The organism is Bacillus sp. E214, from assembly GCF_008087365.1.
Lineage (GTDB): Bacteria > Bacillota > Bacilli > Bacillales > Pradoshiaceae > Pradoshia.
This window is the reverse complement of sequence record NZ_VENN01000002.1, coordinates 597,825-614,327: the sequence shown is the minus strand read 5'-3', so window position 1 is coordinate 614,327 and position 16,503 is coordinate 597,825. Positions and strand designations below refer to the sequence as shown.

Here is a 16,503-nt window from a genome sequence, read left to right as displayed (position 1 = left end):
CGGGAGGGATTGATAATGGCTACAATTGGAGAAAATATTCGTAAGTACAGAATTGACAAAGGAATGAGTGTGGAAGAGCTAGCGTTACGCTCCAGAATCGGCACTCACAAACTTGAGCAATACGAGGAAAATGAAATAACACCAAGCCTCCAGGTTCTCCTGACTATTTCAACTGCATTGGATTGCCCTGCCTCTGAACTAATGGAGCACGCCAATCCAACAGGACCATGCCAACTAGATCCCGAACTCCATCACCTCATCAACACAATGGGGCAAAAGCGAGCGAAATTAATACTAAAGAAAACCCAAGACATAACCGAAGCCGACTTCCTAAGGATAATGGGGAACTTAAAAAGCTGAAACGGCTCGTTCAGAAGCGAGCAGCATAAGAGAAAGCCACGAAGGGAATGGTCTTCCCCGCAGTGGCTTTTCTTATGTCCTGAGCTTCTAGCCTTGAAGCTGGATTAACTAAAAGGCTGAAACGACTGCCCAGGCCCGAAAAGCATAAGAGAGAGGCACGCAGGGAGGTGTTCTTCCCTCCCGCAGTGGCTATCCTTATGACTCGAGGGACTAGGAGTTGAAGCTGGATTGATTAAAAGGCTGAGGCGACTACCCAGGAGCGACAAGCATAAGACGAATACTCGGAGGGAGGTTTTTTCTCCCGCAGAGTATTTGCTTATGACTCGAGCTCCTAGGAGCCGAAGCTGGATTAACTAAAAGGCTGAAGGGCCTTGCCCAGGAGCGAGGAGCATAAGACAAGGCTCGGAGGGGATGTTCTTCCTCCGTAGAGGCTATGCTTATGTCCCGAGCTCCTAGGCCCTGAAGCTAGATTAACTAAAAGGCTGAGGCGACTGCCCAGGCCCGAAAAGCATAAGAGAGAGGCACGCAGGGAGGTGTTCTTCCCTCCCGCAGTGGCTATCCTTATGACTCGAGGGACTAGGAGTTGAAGCTGGATTGATTAAAAGGCTGAGGCGACTGTTTCAAGGAACAAAGACTAAGAACGCCACGTCGTGTGGCAACGCCTTTGTGACCAACATCCTGTTGGCTTCAACCAAACAAAGGGGCAACCATAGGTCATTTAACGACTTATGGTTGCCCCCTCATTTTTTATATTTGAAAATCTTTTCCCTATACTCAGAAAACTCTTAGTAAAAGTCCTTAAGGAAATTTATGAATGATTGTTTAAAAATCGTTCAATTCTGGTTAAGGCTTCCCGTAATTGATCGATAGATGTAGCGTAAGAGCAACGGATATGCCCTTCTCCGCCTATACCAAATACATTGCCTGGTACTACTGCTACCTTTTCCTCAATCAATAATTTTTCTGCAAATTCTTCAGAGCTCATGCCAGTAGATTCAATGGATGGAAAAGCATAAAATGCTCCACCCGGTGTGTGGCACTTCAAACCAATCTCATTAAATGAACTAACAATATAATTTCTTCGATGATTATAGCTCATACGCATTTCTTCCACATATCCCGCCCCATATCGCAGGGCCTCCAAAGCAGCATATTGGGCAGATGTAGGGGCACACATAATCGCATACTGGTGGATTTTCAGCATAGCTTCAGAGATTTCTTTGTTTGCACATACAAAACCAAGCCTCCAGCCTGTCATAGCAAATCCCTTTGAGAAGCCTGATATTAAAATCGTCCGTTCATACATCCCTTCAATGGCTGCAAAGCTGGTATACGCGTCATCATAAACAAGTTCCGCATAGATTTCATCGGAAATCACAAGAACATCATGTTTAATAGCAATTTCAGCTAATGCTTTCAAATCATCCTTAGACAATTGGGTTCCTGTTGGATTATTGGGTGAACAAATCATAATCGCCTTCGTTTTCGGTGTTATAGCTGCTTCTAACTGTTCGGGTAACAGTTTAAAATCAGATTCTTTCATGGTTCCAACCGAAACAGGCTTACCTCCTGCCAATGCCACTAATGGAGCATAGGATACGAAGCATGGTTCAACGACTATTACTTCTTCTCCTGGGTTGAGAATGGCTCGTAAGGCGATATCGATTGCCTGACTTGCACCTACAGTTACAATAATTTGATTTTCAGGGGAGTATGTTACCTGAAAACGTCTACTCATATAGGCTGCAATTTCCTCGCGTAAATCAAGCAATCCTGCATTTGCTGTGTAAGACGTATAGCCTTCTTCCATCGAGAGGATAGCAGCTTCCCTGTATCGCCACGGAGTAACAAAATCTGGCTCACCTACACCAAGCGAAACGATACCTTCCATGCCTGCTGCCAAATCAAAAAATTTACGTATTCCGGAGGGCTTCATTTCTCGAGCCGTATCAGATAGATAACTCGTTTTAATCATGGAGTTATCACAATCCTTTTATCCTCATCAAGAGGTGCAAATACAGTCCCATCATGTTTATACTTTTTAAGAATAAAGTGAGTCGTTGTAGAAATAACTGAATCAAGAGTCGATAATTTGTCTGAAACAAATCGCGCTACCTCATTCATCGACTTGCCCTCAATGACCACAGATAAGTCATAAGCACCTGACATTAAATAAACGGATGTGACCTCTTCATAGCGATAAATTCGTTTTGCTGTCTCATCAAAGCCTACGCCTCTTTTAGGGGTTACTTTCACATCAATCATGGCAGTAACTCCTTCGTGATCTTTAACTTTCGACCAATCGACCAAAGCGGCATAGCCAACAATAATATTGGATTCTTTCAGTTTTTTTAAGGCTAGTTCAACTTCCTCTTTAGACATTGCTGTCATTTTTACTATATCATCCAGAGGGATTCTGGCGTTTTCTTCGAGAATATTCAAAATCTCAATTTCCTTAGCTGTAAGGTTCATACCCTCACCTCCATTAAAAGTATCATTAGATATAAAGATATCTGAAAATTTAATTTAAATTAAACTTTTTCCATTATAACACTCATTTTATACATATGAATATGTAATCAATTATTTTCATCTCACATACCATATTTATTTGAGAAAACAAGCCAATTAATAAATCTTCTAAAACTGCCAGTCTGTAAATATATGATAAAATAAGGGAATCATATAAAGGCGGGGTGAAAAAATGAACAGTACAACAAATACAGAAACCATTATAGATCGTAAAGGAACAGCTTCGTATAAATGGGATAACGTTGATTCATTATTCGCAGGCAGTGACTTATGGCCAATGTGGGTGGCAGACATGGACTGGGCTTCGCCTGTTCAGGTACAGGAAGCTTTAATTACCCGCATACAGCACCCAATATTCGGATATACATATGCCTCCGATTCTGTATACCAGGCTATCATAAATTGGATGAACGAAAAGCATAAATGGTCGCTTAAAAGAGAAAATATTTCTTTTAGTCCAGGTGTAGTTCCGTCCTTATCAGCAGCTGTTCTTGCATTTACTGAAGCTGGAGATCAAGTGATGATTCAAACACCTGTCTACGGTCCATTTCATAATGTCGTTAAAAGTAATGGCCGAACTCTTGTTACCAATAGAATGAAAATCAACCAAAATCAATTTGAAATTGATTTTGAAGACTTTGAAAACAAGCTTCGTAATGGAGTAAAATTATTCATCTTATGCAGCCCGCACAATCCTGGTGGAACGGTTTGGGCAAAGAAAGACCTTGAGAGAATGATTAGCCTATGTCAGCACTATCAAGTGCCTGTCATTTCCGATGAAATTCACGCTGACCTGATTCTTTATGACAATATTCACACACCTGCCGGAATCATCAGCAAAGATGTTATTACACTGATGGCTCCTAGTAAAACCTTTAATATCGCTGGATTGCATGGCTCTCTGATCCTAAGTGAAAATAAAGATTACCTCTTAAAAATGGAACAGCAATTCCTCAAGCAAGGTATTGGGGGCATTAATGTACTTGCCTATACTGCCATGGAAGCGGCCTACACCCATGGTGCTGAGTGGGTGAGTGAGACCGTATCCAAAATTGAAGAGAATATTGAAATCCTGACTGATTATGTTTCTAAGCATTTACCGAAAATAAACATCATGATTCCTCAAGCATCTTTCCTTGTTTGGATCGATTTACGGGATTTAGGAATATCAGATATTGAAATCACAGAAAGGCTCATCCATAAAGGGAAATTGGCTCTTGAACCCGGTGCGAAATATGGGCAGGATGGCCAAGGATTTGTTCGAATGAATATAGGGTGCTCTAAGGACACTCTCACTGAGGGCTTGCGCAGATTGCACGAAGCATTCCAAGACCTCAACTAATTATGTAACAAGCATTTGCCAATCAGTCTGGCAAATGCTTGTTTAATTTTAAGAAGAATCCACTCAGATTTCGGCAAAAAAAAACTGCACACTTTGCATGTGCAGCCATCATTGAATATTTTGCTCTTTTAATTTTTCTTCCAATTCCTTTGCCTTCTGTACCTGCTTACGATTATAAACAATGATAAACCGCATCGTTAACACTGCAAACAATGTAAAAATGGCCATCGTTAATCCGGCTGGAATGTATTCTCTTTTATCTTCAGGAAAATACAAGAATAATCCTATAATAAACGCTAATGGCTGAGACATGTTTTGAGACACCCTTTCCTGATTTGAAAACATTTGAATTTTAACCATATTATAACACGACTAGGGTGAGTATAAGTGATATTTGATTATCCTCATTTATAAATAAGAAAAAAGCTGCCGAGTCATCGACAGCCTACTTACATTATAGGGATTATTTTAGGATGTTGATTTTTTCAATCACTACATCATAAACCGGTTTATCGTTAGGACCTACTTTAGTAGTTGCGATGTCATCTACAACATCCATTCCTTCAGTAACTTGTCCAAACACGGTATGTCTGTGGTCAAGCCAAGGAGTTCCGCCTATTTCCATGTATTTTTCCACTGCTTCCTGAGGATATCCCGCTTGTTCCATTTGTCCTTTTAGATTCGCTTCAACAGCACCTTTTTGAACAATAAAGAATTGACTTCCATTTGTACCAGGGCCGGCATTTGCCATAGACAAAGCACCACGGAAATTAAATAAATCCATCGTGAATTCATCTTCGAATGATTTACCCCAAATGCTTTCTCCACCCATTCCTGTTCCAGTTGGATCTCCGCCTTGAATCATGAAATCATTGATCACGCGGTGGAAAATGATCCCCTCGTAGTATCCATTTTCTGCATGAGTCAGGAAATTTTCAACCGCTTTAGGAGCTTGGTCAGGGAATAATTTGATTTGGATGGAACCTTTATTAGTTACCATCTCCACTAATCTTTCATTACCTTGTACTTCTGTAAATTGAGGTAATACTGTCATTTTATCTTCGCCTTCTTTCTCTTTAATGGTTTGATCCAGCTTTAAAGTTGTTTGATCACCAGATTGGAATACCTTATCTTTTATATACAGATTCCAAATCGCTGCACCAAGGAGGATTATTAATAATAGTATCATGGTCTTCCATTTCATTTAAACTACCTCCAATTTTTCACTTTACACGATTCTCAAAAAAAAAGCATCTTTCTGAAGAGCTTTTTATAGGATTGATTATGGTACATCGGTATGATAGAGAAGAACAGATATGAATGGGGGATAAAAATGAATGAACTCACTATTGGCGACCAAGTGATTGCACATTATAAAACCGGTAAATATGTAGGCGAAATCACCAATATCCGAACAAATGGATATATGGTTGTTAAAATACTGGCTGTATTAAAGCACCCTATGCAGGGAGATCTTCATCATCCAAAACAAACAGAAGTTGATTTTTTCCATGAGCGAAAGGCTTTAGCTTACAGGGAACAAACCAACATCCCGGTAAACATGGTGAAACCGTTTAAAGGGGAAATTCCTGATTACACAGAATCCCTGCGCCAGTCTCTTGAAACATTAAAACAGGAATTGCTAAAAGAAGAATCAAAGTGGTCAGATATGTCTTTGTCAGCTATATCGAATATAGAGCGCGAGTATTTTCCAATATGATAAACATAAAAAACCAAATCACTCTTTACTGATTTGGTTTTTTACGTCAACCCATTAAATAACTGTGAAAAATCCACAACGTCTCCGATTGTCGTTGGCTTATAGTTATCCACATACCTCCTGTCCTGCTCAATTAATGTAAACAGTTCATAAGTCATTCTGGCATCATCCAAAGCACGATGCCAAACGCCTTTAGCCTTGTCCCCATATTGCTGAACTGCTTTCCATAGGCCTGTCTGATTTCGGTCACCAAAGAATTTTTGATACTCAATCGATAAATCCAATTGCTTTCCCGTTAAAGGGAATATATGTCCTGAATACTGACAGTTTTGCTTTAACACCTTCATATCCATGTTTCCCCATGTAGCAATCGTTGGAGAGTTAGGATGATCCAATTCTCGCAGTAAACTGTGAAAAACATCAAATTCCACCCCTGTCTTAAGATCATCTTCGGTAATGTGCAAAAAGTTCTTACATCGGTTCGTTAACGACTGAAATACTCTGGGCAGGACATAAGAATTGTATTGATTGACTATTGTTCCACTCTTTACCTCGATAATTCCATATTCAATGATTTCAGGAAAGAACCCATTCGGATTATTTCGATCCTCTGGCATTGTAAATTCAAAATCTATGAATAAATAGTGGTCATCCTTCTTCACAATGATACAACCTCCTTGTTTTCGTGTAATCTATTGCTCCTTCCAAATTTTCCTCTTTTAACCATAAAATCAATACGATATAGTTAAATATACGAATAGAATTCCAGGTGGGTAAAAATGAGAAAATCAATTGGATTTTGTATGATTTTATTACTGGTTCCATCCTTATACGGATTGAGTACATTAACACTGAATGAGTTTTCCAAATTGCAAAGCCTCAATCATGTTTTGGACACCAATTTACAAATAGATCAATCAGCCATGCAGCTTAACAGTACAATCACAGATTCCGATGGACAATTATCAGAGAAATCTATCAAACAGAGAATCGGAAATATATAAAGGATGCTGATATCCCTCAAATTTTAAAGGATATTTACGTAGTTTCAGAGGATCAGCATTTTTATTCACATAAGGGGTTTGATTTATCAGCTATTAGCAGAGCGTTCATAATTAATACGGAAAGCGGGGGAATTCATCAAGGGGGCAGCACCATTACACAACAGCTCGCTCGAAATTTATTCCTCACAAATGAACGTACATATAATCGTAAATTAACTGAACTGCTTTACGCCTATCAGCTTGAGCGTGATTTTTCAAAAGATTAACTATTAAATACTTACATAATTGCGATTTACTATGGTAACAGTTCCTATGGAATTGAAGCTGCTGCTCATTTTTATTTTTCCAAATCAGCAAAGAATCTCAAGCATGGTGAACTCTCTTTTCTAGCGGCAATTCCTAATAACCCTAGTCTTTATGACCCGCTGACTAATTTCCAAAATACAAAAAAACGCCAGGTTAGACTTCTGCAGCAACTTGAGAATAAGAATTTCATAACGAATGGAGAAAAAGAGCAAATTTTAAAAGAATCAATAAAATTAAATCTTTCCAAACGAATCCAAGAATTTCCTGATTATACCGATTACACGCTGGCTGAATTTCGTCAGCTGGTCGCAGAGCAGGATGGTTATCAGTTTTCTGGTTTATCTGAACAAGAATCTAATCAATTAACAGAGAAAATAGATAACCGCATCACGGAACTGCTGCATTCAGGAATTACGATCCACACTTTTTCTCGATTCAGATATTCAGAAAAAGCCAAATCAGCCGTTAGTAGCATCCTGCCTTATAAAAACGTTGAAGCATCAGCGGTAGTTATTAATCATTCTACTCATGAGCTTGTCTCATTGATTGGGGGAAAAACATATAAACCCTCAACATTTAATCGAGCCCATTAAAGTTTTCGTCAGCCAGGATCTACGATTAAACCATTGCTGATGCGCCTTATTTGAAAACTAATAAGGATCGTTCCATACATCAAAAAATAGACGCTTCAGCGATATGCATCGAAAATTACTGCCCAGAGAACTATGGTCATTCAACATATAGCAATCCTCCACTCAATCAGGCAATGGCCAAATCGGTTAATACTGCAGCTGTTCGATTGCTTCAAAAAACAGGTAGCTTATATAGGAGGAAAAACCGGTACAACAAATGATTATCATGATTTATGGTTTATTGGGATGACTGCTTCGTATACTGGTGGGGTCTGGGTGGGCAAGGATCAGCCGTCCAGTATTGATTTTTTAAATAAAAGTCAGCCGCAAATACAAATATGGAAAAGCATGATGTATTCTCTCTATTAGAGGTTCATCATGCTTTTTCCTTTACAGCGGAAGTCCCGCCATTATACTATTATATAATTTTAAGACAGAGAGACAGACTGCCAATAACAGAACGGCCCAGATAGTTACATGAAAAAATATAATCCCTATCAATCAGGTACTCGATAAGGATGAACTGATTTTATACAGAAAGTATATAAAAGCGAATAATGAAGTAAGTAAAAAGCAGCCTGCAAGCAACCAAAGACAACATAACATAGATATAAGTCCACCTATCAGAAAAATGATAGAAGTCCCTCTCAGCTTTTGCAGGTCTTCTCCCACCTTATCCTTTGAGAAAAATAAAAGTGACAGTTCCAAAAAGGTATCGACAAGAAGCTTTAACGCAGCAAGTAACATAAAAAAACAGATAAAGAACAATAATAAAAAGGATAATTTAATATGGATCTCTGATAACAATCCAGTCATGCCTGAATAGAGCCCATTGCTTTTTAAAAATGCAATCAAATAAGATGAACAGCAAAGAACAGACTAAATGCCATTATCGATAATAAGGGAAAATAACCTGTTACATATGTATTCTTCATTTTCATTATTCCTTATACTTCACATTTTCCTATTATAAACCATTTATCGGAAAGGAGAATTAAATTTTTAAATTTTTTCCTTCATATAATACATGGTTAAAACACATGAATACCAGTCTTTTCAAGTACAGTCTAATATAAATTTGCTGTATAATTTGCTATGCTGAATGTACGGATTGGTACATTTTGTTGTAATTTTTCAATATTTTATAATTTTTTAAGGGAGGTCCTTATGTCAATGCTTCACTTGAGTATATTACTGCCTTTTTTGGCTGCGATATGTATTCCGTTTATAGGCAAATATGCTCGTAAAATACATACCGGATGGTTCGTACTCATTATACCTATCGTATTATTTGGTTATTTGTTTACGTTCCTGCCTGAAATAACGGATCATCAATCCATAACAGCTAGTTTTGAGTGGATTCCTTCACTAAACATATCATTTGATGTTTATGTAGACGGATTAGGCCTGCTCTTCGCTATGCTGATCACAGGTATTGGTACACTAGTTATTCTGTACTCCATCTTTTATATGGACAAAACAAAAGAAAAACTGAGTAATTTTTATGTTTATTTACTATTATTTATGGGGGCTATGCTTGGGGTTGTCCTATCTGACAACTTAATCGTCCTTTATACGTTTTGGGAATTTACCAGCCTTTCTTCCTTCCTGCTGATTGGCTATTGGCATGAGAGAAAAGGATCTCGCTACGGAGCGCAAAAATCATTATTAATCACCTTTTTAGGTGGCTTATCCATGCTAGGAGGTTTTATAACCCTCTCTGTAATGGGAAATACCTTCAGCATCAGAGAATTAATTTCAATGGCTCCTGATTTGGTAAACCATCCTCTTTTTTATTTTTCGATGATACTCGTTTTATTAGGGGCATTCACGAAGTCTGCCCAATTCCCATTCCACATTTGGTTACCTGATGCAATGGAAGCACCTACACCAGTCAGTGCATATCTTCATTCAGCAACGATGGTTAAAGCAGGTATCTATTTAGTAGCACGTTTGAGCCCTATATTTGCTTTATCAGGTGAATGGGTATGGATTATCGGCCTGGTCGGTATCATAACCTTAATTTGGGGTTCCTTTAATGCAGTACGTCAGTATGATTTAAAAGGGATTCTTGCCTACTCAACAGTCAGCCAGCTCGGCTTAATCATGTCCCTGCTTGGCATCGGTGCGGCTTCCCTCCATTTTGGATCAGCCGAGAATAATGTATATATTGCCGCTGTTTCGGCAGCTGTTTTTCACCTAATTAACCATGCAACCTTTAAAGGTTCATTATTCATGGCAGTCGGTATAATTGATCACGAAACGGGAACTAGGGATATTCGTAAACTGGGCGGATTAATGACCATAATGCCAATCACTTTTACTATTGCTGCAATCGGAGCATTCTCAATGGCAGGCTTGCCTCCATTCAATGGCTTCTTGAGTAAGGAAATGTTCTTTGGCAGCCTATTAGATATAACAAAAGCAGATTTTCTTAACCTGCAAACATGGGGTAATTTATTCCCTGTTATTGGATGGCTGGCAAGTGTATTCACATTTGTTTACTGTATGATTCTTTTATTTAGAACATTTGGCGGCAAACTTCAGCCTGAAAAATTAACGAAAAAACCACATGAAGCACCGATTGGATTATTGATTTCACCAATCACGCTTGCAGCCTTGGTTATTATTTTTGGATTATTTCCAAACATCCTTACTTCAACAATTATTGAGCCAGCTACTGCAGCTATCCTGCCGAGCCTTTATGAAAACGGAAACCCTCCGCATCTTCATATACAAATGTGGCACGGAGTAAATGGCGCATTATTAATGACAATCGGAGTTGTCATCTTAGGAATTATCTTGTATAAGTTCTATCCAAAATGGAGCAAGATTTATACGTATTTCTCTGATAAATACACATTAAACAATGCATATAATATGGGATTAAGATCACTGGATACAGGTTCACGTCTCATTACCCGCGGATATATGAACGGGAGTATCCATGATTATTTAGTTTATATATTTGGCTTCTTGATTATCAGTTTACTTTATACGGTTTGGAAAACCGATAGCTTTGCATTCGAAACAACCAGTATGACTCCAATTGGGGTATACGAAGTTATTTTGATCTTTATCTTAGTTCTGGCTTCAATCATGATTCTATTTGCAAAATCGAGACTGACTTCAATCATTTTAATGGGAGCGGTTGGTTATACGGTATCACTTTTATTTGTTCTATTTAGGGCACCTGATTTAGCCTTAACTCAATTTGTCATTGAAACAGTATCTACATCGCTGTTCTTGCTTTGTTTCTATCACTTGCCGAAGTATAAACCAAAGGAAAAGCGTATGCGTTTTAAATTGACAAACCTGGCAATCTCTCTCGGTGTCGGAATTACGATGACACTTATCGCGCTGGCTTCTCACAGTACGAAGCTATTTGAATCCATCTCTGAATTTTATAAAGAGGTTACGTACAAAGAAGCTGGTGGAGAGAATATGGTTAACGTAATCCTGGTTGACTTCCGTGGTTTGGATACCATGTTTGAAATCACCGTATTATCCATTGCAGCCATGGGAATTTACACCATGATTAAACTCCGTCTCACGAAAAGAGGAGGGGAAGAATGAAAACAAATGATTTAATTTTACAGACGGTTACTAAAATCGCAACTTTTATTATTATTTTGTTCTCTATACACATTTTCTTTGCCGGACACTATACGCCGGGCGGTGGATTTATCGGTGGTCTTATGACTTCTTCTGCCATCATTCTTTTATTGCTGGCATTTGATTTAAAAACCGTAAAAAGTTTTCTGCCGGTAAATTATTTATCGTTGATAGCTGTGGGGTTGTTGTTATCTGTCGGGACTGGAGCTGGTGCGTTATTCTTCGATGCTCCTTTCCTGACGCACGCCTTTGATTATTTTGATTTGCCGCTCCTTGGAAAAACATCCCTTCATACAGCAGTTATCTTTGATACGGGTGTTTATCTAGTTGTAATCGGCGTGACAATGACCATTATTCAAACGATTGGGGAGAGTGAATGATGGAGATTTTAATGTGTTTTGCTATAGGAATTCTATTTACGATTTCCACCTATTTACTTTTATCAAAAAGCTTGCTTCGTATCATTATTGGAACAAGCATATTGAGCCATGCGGTGAATTTATTGGTTCTTACCATGGGAGGATTAAAACAAGGAGCTGTGCCTATCTTAAGTGAACACGCCAAATCCTATGTGGATCCGCTGCCACAGGCATTAATCCTGACAGCGATTGTAATTAGCTTCGGTGTCACATCTTTCTTCCTGGTATTGGCCTATCGTTCCTATCAGGAACTTGGAACGGATAACATGGATCAACTGAGAGGAAATAAGTCATATGAATAACCTTGTTATATTACCTATTTTACTTCCGTTATTGACAGGAATTTTATTGTTATTCCTTGCGAAAAAAATAAATGCCCAACGAATAGTCGCCTTGGCCTCTTCTATACTGGTCCTGGTAGTTACCTTTTCACTTTTAATAGAGGTAAAAACAAATGGCATTCTAACCTTGCAGGCCGGCAGCTGGGATGCCCCTTTCGGAATTAGTCTTGTAGCGGATATGCTGGCAGCCTTACTGGTTTTAACTACATCTCTTATTACATTAGTAACGATTATTTATTCTTTTAAAAATATTGATGCAAACCGTGAAAAATATTTCTACTATGCCCTTATCCAATTTTTAATTGTAGGTGTTAACGGGGCATTTTTGACCGGAGATATATTCAACTTATTTGTATTTTTTGAAGTAATGCTGATGTCATCTTATGTATTACTTGTGACAGGTGGTACAAAAGTACAGCTTCGCGAGTCTATTAAATATTTGCTTGTAAATGTAATTGCTTCTGGCCTTTTTGTTGCTGCTGTTGCATTCTTATACTCTGTTGTAGGTACGCTGAATATGGCAGATATCTCAGAAAGAATTGCGGAAGTAGACCAGCCGGGAATCATCACGGTTATCGCTGTTCTGTTTCTAATCGTGTTTGGATTGAAGGCAGCCATTTTTCCTTTATATTTTTGGATGCCCGGCTCATACTTTGCGCCGCCAATTCCAATCCTGGCTTTGTTTGGTTCATTATTAACGAAGGTTGGTGTTTATTCCATCCTAAGAACCTTTACCATTATGTTTTATCATCATACTGATTATACGCATACATTGCTGGAGTACCTTGGAATTTTAACCATTGTATTTGGCTGTATCGGTGTATTGGCCTATATGGATGGTAAAAAAATCATCATTTACAATATCGTAATTGCCATTGGTGTTATAATCTTCGGTATTTCAATCATGAATACCGCATCCATATCCGGTTCAATTATGTATACAATTCATGACATGATGATTAAAGCAGCCCTGTTTCTGCTTATTGGAGTAATGATGGCCAAAACAGGGACAAGTAATATTAAGCGCATGGGTGGGTTAATTCACGAATCTCCACTTTTAGCTTGGATGTTCTTCATAGCGGCTATATCGTTAGCAGGGGTTCCACCTTTCAGCGGTTTTACAGGAAAATTACTAATCATTCAGGGTGCCTTTGATGAAAGGCATTACGTAGGAGGATTGGTAGTCCTATTCTCAAGTTTAATTGTTTTATATTCCGTGATGCGCATTTTCATATTCGCGTTCTGGGGAGAGAAAAAAGTTTACGATGAGAACTTCTCCAAGAAAGATAACCGTTTTTTACTATTGCCGATCGGCATTTTACTTGTAGTCTCAATATTGTACGGATTGGGCTCTGAAGTTGTTTATACGTATGTTTCTGATGCGGTTGATGTTTTAATGAATCCATCAGATTACATTCAGGCCGTACTAAAGGAGTGATGAAGATATGTCTTATCAAATATTATTAAATGTAATTCTAGCCTTGACCTGGATGTTCCTGACGACGTCAAATACAGCCGCTTCCTTTATTATCGGCTATTTAATTGGGGCGATTATTCTTTTTCTATTCAGACGCTTTTTTTCGACTCGGTTTTATTTGCATAAGGTAGTGGCTGTCCTTCACCTTCTGGGGATATTTATACGAGAATTATTGATTGCAAACTTCGACGTTTTTAAAACAATCATCAGACCAAAGCTTGAACTGAAGCCAGGAATTTTTACTTATGAAACCAAACTTAAATCGGATTGGCAGATCACTCTTCTGTCCTGTCTGATTACCTTAACTCCCGGTACATTAGTTCTGGATATTTCTTCTGATAACAAAACATTATTCATCCATGCATTAAACATATCGGAGATTCCAGAGATGCAAGAAAGTATAAAAAATTCATTTGAGCGGCTTATTCTGGAGGTGAGTGAGTAATGATTAATTTCATCCTTCAGCTTTCTTTAGTCTGTATAGCTATTTCGATGCTCATTCTAATTTATAGAGTAATTAAGGGACCAAGCATCCCTGATCGTGTAATGGCATTGGATGCTATTGGCATGAACTTAATTTGCATGATTGCCATACTATCTTTATTGCTCAGCACATCCATGTTTTTAGAGGTTATCCTTCTGATCAGTATTCTTTCGTTCACTGGTACGGTTGCCTTTTCGAAATTCCTGGAGAAAGGGGAAATCATAGAAAATGAACGAAATTAGTTCCTATATTTTTGTTTGTATCGTTTTAATCGGTTCTATATTAACCGTTGTATCAGCTCTTGGAATACTCCGTTTACCCGATGTCTATACGCGGAACCATGCAGCTTCTAAAACATCCACTTTGGGTGTAACCCTTGTATTGCTTGGCACATTCTTATATTTCTGGATTACAGAGGGCCATTTTAACTCCCGTATCCTGTTAGCTATCTTCTTTATTTTTATGACAGCTCCGGTTGCCGGACATTTAATCAGCCGTGCAGCCTATAATACAGGCGTTAAATTGTGGAAACATAGTGTGCGTGATGATTTAAAAAAGGCAAAAACAAAAAAATAGCTAATGACAGAAAAAGAGGATGCTTACAAGATCGCTTTAGACCTTGTAAAACATCCTCATTTTTTTATTTGAATAACAGCAAGCGTACATCTGCTGATACATATTAATTCGTTCTCTTCATCCGTTATTTTAATTTCCCATACCATTGTTTTTTTTCCTCTGTGTACAATATTTCCTGTTGCGGTCACCAAGCCTTCCCTTTTGCTTTTAAGATGATTCGCATTAATCTCTAAACCAACGACTGCTTCTTTCTCCTCGTCAACCATTGTATATCCACCAAGACTGGCGACCGTTTCGGCAAGAGCCACCGATGCGCCACCGTGAAGAAGTCCCATCGGCTGGTGTGTCCGATGGTCAACAGGCATGGTTGCAACAACTCTTCCTTCACAGACCTCAACTATTTCTATCCCTAATGTACCCATCAATGTTTTACTTAAATCCAATTAAAGGCATCCTTTCCATTGCTTATTTGTTATGAATTAGATAAAGAGCGGAAAAATAAAGGAGTAAAGCTTTCTTACAACTGATTCCTATTCTGATTTTTAAGGTGAATCCCTTCGAAAAAAGATGAACTGGATATCTGTAAGACTTTACAAAAAGCATATCTAGATGATGGAGGATTGGTCAAATGGATCTTCGAGAAGGAATGGTTCCAACTGTATTAGGTACCGCTGTTGCTGCTACTGGTTATGCCCTTAAACAAAAGCATAATAGCAATAAAATGATTGCCAATGCACTATTTGGATTTGGGCTTGCCCATATTGCTCTTGGTGTTATTGATTTAGTCGAGCATCGCAACGATATCTAAACGAACATCATCTATCCCCTAAATAAGCAACCTAACCGTTGCTTATTTTTTGGTCTAATACAATCTACCTTCTCTTATATATAGTTATAAGGTATTTTATTTCGTAAGAGGAGGTGCCCATATGTATGCAAATCAACAGTTTTATAACTGGGCTCAAAGTCTAGGTCCTCATTACCACATACCCACATGGATCCATCCATCTGTTACTGGTATGAATTCTTATTCTTCATATAACAGAAAAGTTCCTGCTATAGATACAACAAAATTTAAGAATTCTGCCAATCGAACCGCGTCCTATCTGACTGAAGCATTAAGAATTGCCAATCAGATCTCTGCATCTCAAGATTTAGCTCGTCAAATTATGGCAGCCTCTGAGTTTAATAACCTAAGCGAAGTGAATCGATTATTGCTTTCAACCGGTATTCGAATAGCTCCTTCCATCTATTACGATCCGGAGGGAATTCGGCTGGTTTTTGCTGATAAACAAACCAGTCCTCCCTGTTGTGAAGTTGGGGTAGTCATACGATGGAGCTAAAAACCAGCAGTTTGATAACTGCTGGTTTTGTTTACAAATTATTATTAATAAAATCCGCCACCATATCCCCATGGGGACCCATATCCATACGGAGGATAACCATATCCATATCCCCATGGTCTGCTAAGCAATGCTCCACCTATTAATCCGCCGGCTAATCCTAAACCAAATCCCCCGATCGGACCTCCAAATCCAAAACCAAAACCTGGTCTACCCCATGGTCTTCCCCACGGTCCGCCCCACGGTCTGCCCCATGGTCTTCTCTGTCTGTAATCCATCTGTAAAATACCTCCTGTTTGTTTAAATGCCTACACTATTATGTATGCAGAAACCTAACAGCAGGTAAGGGCGT

21 protein-coding genes and 2 pseudogenes are annotated in these 16,503 nt (G+C 38.6%); 15 read left to right on the top strand and 8 right to left on the bottom strand.

The genetic code is table 11. The features are described from left to right. Nucleotides 1-15: 15 nt before the first annotated feature. Nucleotides 16-360, top strand: coding sequence for a helix-turn-helix domain-containing protein (locus tag FHY47_RS12185; RefSeq protein WP_139892306.1), 345 nt, complete (start codon nucleotides 16-18; stop codon nucleotides 358-360). 808 nt (nucleotides 361-1,168) lie between these two features. Here FHY47_RS12185 and FHY47_RS12180 read toward each other — a convergent pair. Both FHY47_RS12180 and FHY47_RS12175 read right to left on the bottom strand, forming a co-directional pair. Beyond that, nucleotides 1,169-2,335, bottom strand: coding sequence for an aminotransferase (locus FHY47_RS12180; RefSeq protein ID WP_066106660.1), 1,167 nt, complete (start codon nucleotides 2,333-2,335; stop codon nucleotides 1,169-1,171). Further along, complete coding sequence (locus FHY47_RS12175; RefSeq protein ID WP_066106655.1) at nucleotides 2,332-2,832, bottom strand: Lrp/AsnC family transcriptional regulator; 501 nt, start codon at nucleotides 2,830-2,832, stop codon at nucleotides 2,332-2,334. The genes FHY47_RS12180 and FHY47_RS12175 overlap by 4 nt, the downstream gene beginning before the upstream one ends. A gap of 232 nt (nucleotides 2,833-3,064) precedes the next feature. On the opposite strand from FHY47_RS12175, the gene FHY47_RS12170 reads away from it, so the two are divergent. Then, a complete protein-coding gene (locus FHY47_RS12170) occupies nucleotides 3,065-4,234 on the top strand; it encodes a MalY/PatB family protein (RefSeq protein WP_066106652.1) in 1,170 nt (389 codons plus the stop codon). Nucleotides 4,235-4,342: 108 nt separating this feature from the next. Here FHY47_RS12170 and FHY47_RS12165 read toward each other — a convergent pair whose 3' ends face one another. Beyond that, entirely contained in the window at nucleotides 4,343-4,546 is a 204-nt protein-coding gene (locus FHY47_RS12165; protein WP_066106649.1) for a hypothetical protein, read from the bottom strand. A gap of 151 nt (nucleotides 4,547-4,697) precedes the next feature. Continuing rightward, entirely contained in the window at nucleotides 4,698-5,438 is a 741-nt protein-coding gene (locus tag FHY47_RS12160; protein WP_077248121.1) for a peptidylprolyl isomerase, read from the bottom strand. 129 nt (nucleotides 5,439-5,567) lie between these two features. Here FHY47_RS12160 and kapB point away from each other — a divergent pair, with 129 nt between their 5' ends. Beyond that, the gene (gene kapB, locus FHY47_RS12155; RefSeq protein ID WP_148630731.1) at nucleotides 5,568-5,954 is read left to right on the top strand and encodes a kinase-associated lipoprotein KapB; all 387 of its coding nucleotides are present in this window, start codon (nucleotides 5,568-5,570) and stop codon (nucleotides 5,952-5,954) included. A gap of 41 nt (nucleotides 5,955-5,995) precedes the next feature. On the opposite strand, the gene kapD is transcribed toward kapB, so the two are convergent. After that, entirely contained in the window at nucleotides 5,996-6,616 is a 621-nt protein-coding gene (gene kapD / locus FHY47_RS12150; protein ID WP_066106643.1) for a 3'-5' exonuclease KapD, read from the bottom strand. A gap of 117 nt (nucleotides 6,617-6,733) precedes the next feature. Between kapD and FHY47_RS12145 the strand changes: the two genes are divergently transcribed. The 3 genes and pseudogenes from FHY47_RS12145 to FHY47_RS12130 all read left to right on the top strand — a co-directional run bounded on the left by FHY47_RS12145 (nucleotide 6,734) and on the right by FHY47_RS12130 (nucleotide 8,265). Beyond that, on the top strand, nucleotides 6,734-6,958 hold the full coding sequence (locus tag FHY47_RS12145) for a hypothetical protein (protein WP_066106641.1): 225 nt from the start codon (nucleotides 6,734-6,736) through the stop codon (nucleotides 6,956-6,958). Further along, nucleotides 6,916-7,857: pseudogene (locus FHY47_RS19510) on the top strand (transglycosylase domain-containing protein). The gene FHY47_RS12145 and the pseudogene FHY47_RS19510 overlap by 43 nt, the downstream one beginning before the upstream one ends. 132 nt (nucleotides 7,858-7,989) lie before the next feature. Next, on the top strand, nucleotides 7,990-8,265 hold the full coding sequence (locus FHY47_RS12130) for a hypothetical protein (protein ID WP_148630729.1): 276 nt from the start codon (nucleotides 7,990-7,992) through the stop codon (nucleotides 8,263-8,265). A 21-nt stretch (nucleotides 8,266-8,286) separates the two neighbouring features. On the opposite strand, the pseudogene FHY47_RS12125 reads toward FHY47_RS12130, so the two are convergent. Next, nucleotides 8,287-8,712, bottom strand: a pseudogene (locus tag FHY47_RS12125) (DUF5366 family protein). 351 nt (nucleotides 8,713-9,063) lie between these two features. On the opposite strand from FHY47_RS12125, the gene FHY47_RS12120 reads away from it, so the two are divergent. From FHY47_RS12120 to mnhG, 7 genes are read left to right on the top strand one after another with little or no spacing between them, the layout of a single operon-like run. After that, complete coding sequence (locus tag FHY47_RS12120; protein WP_139892296.1) at nucleotides 9,064-11,472, top strand: Na+/H+ antiporter subunit A; 2,409 nt, start codon at nucleotides 9,064-9,066, stop codon at nucleotides 11,470-11,472. Next, complete coding sequence (locus tag FHY47_RS12115; protein ID WP_066106630.1) at nucleotides 11,469-11,891, top strand: Na(+)/H(+) antiporter subunit B; 423 nt, start codon at nucleotides 11,469-11,471, stop codon at nucleotides 11,889-11,891. The genes FHY47_RS12120 and FHY47_RS12115 overlap by 4 nt, the downstream gene beginning before the upstream one ends. After that, nucleotides 11,891-12,232, top strand: a complete 342-nt coding sequence (locus FHY47_RS12110) for a Na(+)/H(+) antiporter subunit C (protein WP_066106626.1) — start codon at nucleotides 11,891-11,893, stop codon at nucleotides 12,230-12,232. The genes FHY47_RS12115 and FHY47_RS12110 overlap by 1 nt, the downstream gene beginning before the upstream one ends. Continuing rightward, nucleotides 12,225-13,709: a Na+/H+ antiporter subunit D gene (locus FHY47_RS12105; RefSeq protein WP_139892294.1), complete on the top strand. Its 1,485-nt coding sequence runs from the start codon at nucleotides 12,225-12,227 to the stop codon at nucleotides 13,707-13,709. The genes FHY47_RS12110 and FHY47_RS12105 overlap by 8 nt, the downstream gene beginning before the upstream one ends. A 7-nt stretch (nucleotides 13,710-13,716) precedes the next feature. Beyond that, on the top strand, nucleotides 13,717-14,193 hold the full coding sequence (locus FHY47_RS12100; RefSeq protein ID WP_066106620.1) for a Na+/H+ antiporter subunit E: 477 nt from the start codon (nucleotides 13,717-13,719) through the stop codon (nucleotides 14,191-14,193). Beyond that, nucleotides 14,193-14,474 carry a Na(+)/H(+) antiporter subunit F1 gene (locus FHY47_RS12095; protein ID WP_066106615.1) on the top strand — a complete coding sequence of 94 codons (282 nt, stop codon included), beginning with the start codon at nucleotides 14,193-14,195 and terminating at the stop codon, nucleotides 14,472-14,474. The genes FHY47_RS12100 and FHY47_RS12095 overlap by 1 nt, the downstream gene beginning before the upstream one ends. Continuing rightward, a complete protein-coding gene (gene mnhG / locus FHY47_RS12090) occupies nucleotides 14,461-14,808 on the top strand; it encodes a monovalent cation/H(+) antiporter subunit G (RefSeq protein WP_148630727.1) in 348 nt (115 codons plus the stop codon). Before FHY47_RS12095 ends, mnhG begins: the two co-directional genes overlap by 14 nt. Nucleotides 14,809-14,864: 56 nt before the next feature. Here mnhG and FHY47_RS12085 read toward each other — a convergent pair whose 3' ends face one another. Further along, nucleotides 14,865-15,230, bottom strand: coding sequence for a hotdog fold thioesterase (locus FHY47_RS12085; RefSeq protein WP_066106926.1), 366 nt, complete (start codon nucleotides 15,228-15,230; stop codon nucleotides 14,865-14,867). Between the two features lie 206 nt (nucleotides 15,231-15,436). On the opposite strand from FHY47_RS12085, the gene FHY47_RS12080 reads away from it, so the two are divergent. Continuing rightward, the gene (locus FHY47_RS12080; protein WP_066106609.1) at nucleotides 15,437-15,616 is read left to right on the top strand and encodes an asparagine synthase; all 180 of its coding nucleotides are present in this window, start codon (nucleotides 15,437-15,439) and stop codon (nucleotides 15,614-15,616) included. A 121-nt stretch (nucleotides 15,617-15,737) separates the two neighbouring features. Next, entirely contained in the window at nucleotides 15,738-16,151 is a 414-nt protein-coding gene (locus FHY47_RS12075) for a YuzC family spore coat inner layer protein (RefSeq protein WP_066106606.1), read from the top strand. 44 nt (nucleotides 16,152-16,195) lie between these two features. Here FHY47_RS12075 and FHY47_RS12070 read toward each other — a convergent pair whose 3' ends face one another. Continuing rightward, a complete protein-coding gene (locus FHY47_RS12070; RefSeq protein WP_066106603.1) occupies nucleotides 16,196-16,429 on the bottom strand; it encodes a hypothetical protein in 234 nt (77 codons plus the stop codon). Between the last annotated feature and the right edge of the window lie 74 nt (nucleotides 16,430-16,503).

Coding starts and splice junctions, on each gene's coding strand:
- FHY47_RS12105 (WP_139892294.1), top strand. CDS start 12,225: ATGAATAACCTTGTTATATTACCTATTTTACTTCCGTTATTGACAGGA.
- mnhG (WP_148630727.1), top strand. CDS start 14,461: ATGAACGAAATTAGTTCCTATATTTTTGTTTGTATCGTTTTAATCGGT.
- FHY47_RS12085 (WP_066106926.1), bottom strand. CDS start 15,230: ATGGGTACATTAGGGATAGAAATAGTTGAGGTCTGTGAAGGAAGAGTT.
- FHY47_RS12075 (WP_066106606.1), top strand. CDS start 15,738: ATGTATGCAAATCAACAGTTTTATAACTGGGCTCAAAGTCTAGGTCCT.
- FHY47_RS12115 (WP_066106630.1), top strand. CDS start 11,469: ATGAAAACAAATGATTTAATTTTACAGACGGTTACTAAAATCGCAACT.
- FHY47_RS12070 (WP_066106603.1), bottom strand. CDS start 16,429: ATGGATTACAGACAGAGAAGACCATGGGGCAGACCGTGGGGCGGACCG.
- FHY47_RS12100 (WP_066106620.1), top strand. CDS start 13,717: ATGTCTTATCAAATATTATTAAATGTAATTCTAGCCTTGACCTGGATG.
- FHY47_RS12185 (WP_139892306.1), top strand. CDS start 16: ATGGCTACAATTGGAGAAAATATTCGTAAGTACAGAATTGACAAAGGA.
- FHY47_RS12130 (WP_148630729.1), top strand. CDS start 7,990: ATGGTCATTCAACATATAGCAATCCTCCACTCAATCAGGCAATGGCCA.
- FHY47_RS12095 (WP_066106615.1), top strand. CDS start 14,193: ATGATTAATTTCATCCTTCAGCTTTCTTTAGTCTGTATAGCTATTTCG.
- FHY47_RS12110 (WP_066106626.1), top strand. CDS start 11,891: ATGGAGATTTTAATGTGTTTTGCTATAGGAATTCTATTTACGATTTCC.
- FHY47_RS12120 (WP_139892296.1), top strand. CDS start 9,064: ATGTCAATGCTTCACTTGAGTATATTACTGCCTTTTTTGGCTGCGATA.
- FHY47_RS12175 (WP_066106655.1), bottom strand. CDS start 2,832: ATGAACCTTACAGCTAAGGAAATTGAGATTTTGAATATTCTCGAAGAA.
- kapB (WP_148630731.1), top strand. CDS start 5,568: ATGAATGAACTCACTATTGGCGACCAAGTGATTGCACATTATAAAACC.
- FHY47_RS12160 (WP_077248121.1), bottom strand. CDS start 5,438: ATGAAATGGAAGACCATGATACTATTATTAATAATCCTCCTTGGTGCA.
- FHY47_RS12145 (WP_066106641.1), top strand. CDS start 6,734: ATGAGAAAATCAATTGGATTTTGTATGATTTTATTACTGGTTCCATCC.
- FHY47_RS12165 (WP_066106649.1), bottom strand. CDS start 4,546: ATGTCTCAGCCATTAGCGTTTATTATAGGATTATTCTTGTATTTTCCT.
- FHY47_RS12080 (WP_066106609.1), top strand. CDS start 15,437: ATGGATCTTCGAGAAGGAATGGTTCCAACTGTATTAGGTACCGCTGTT.
- FHY47_RS12180 (WP_066106660.1), bottom strand. CDS start 2,335: ATGATTAAAACGAGTTATCTATCTGATACGGCTCGAGAAATGAAGCCC.
- FHY47_RS12170 (WP_066106652.1), top strand. CDS start 3,065: ATGAACAGTACAACAAATACAGAAACCATTATAGATCGTAAAGGAACA.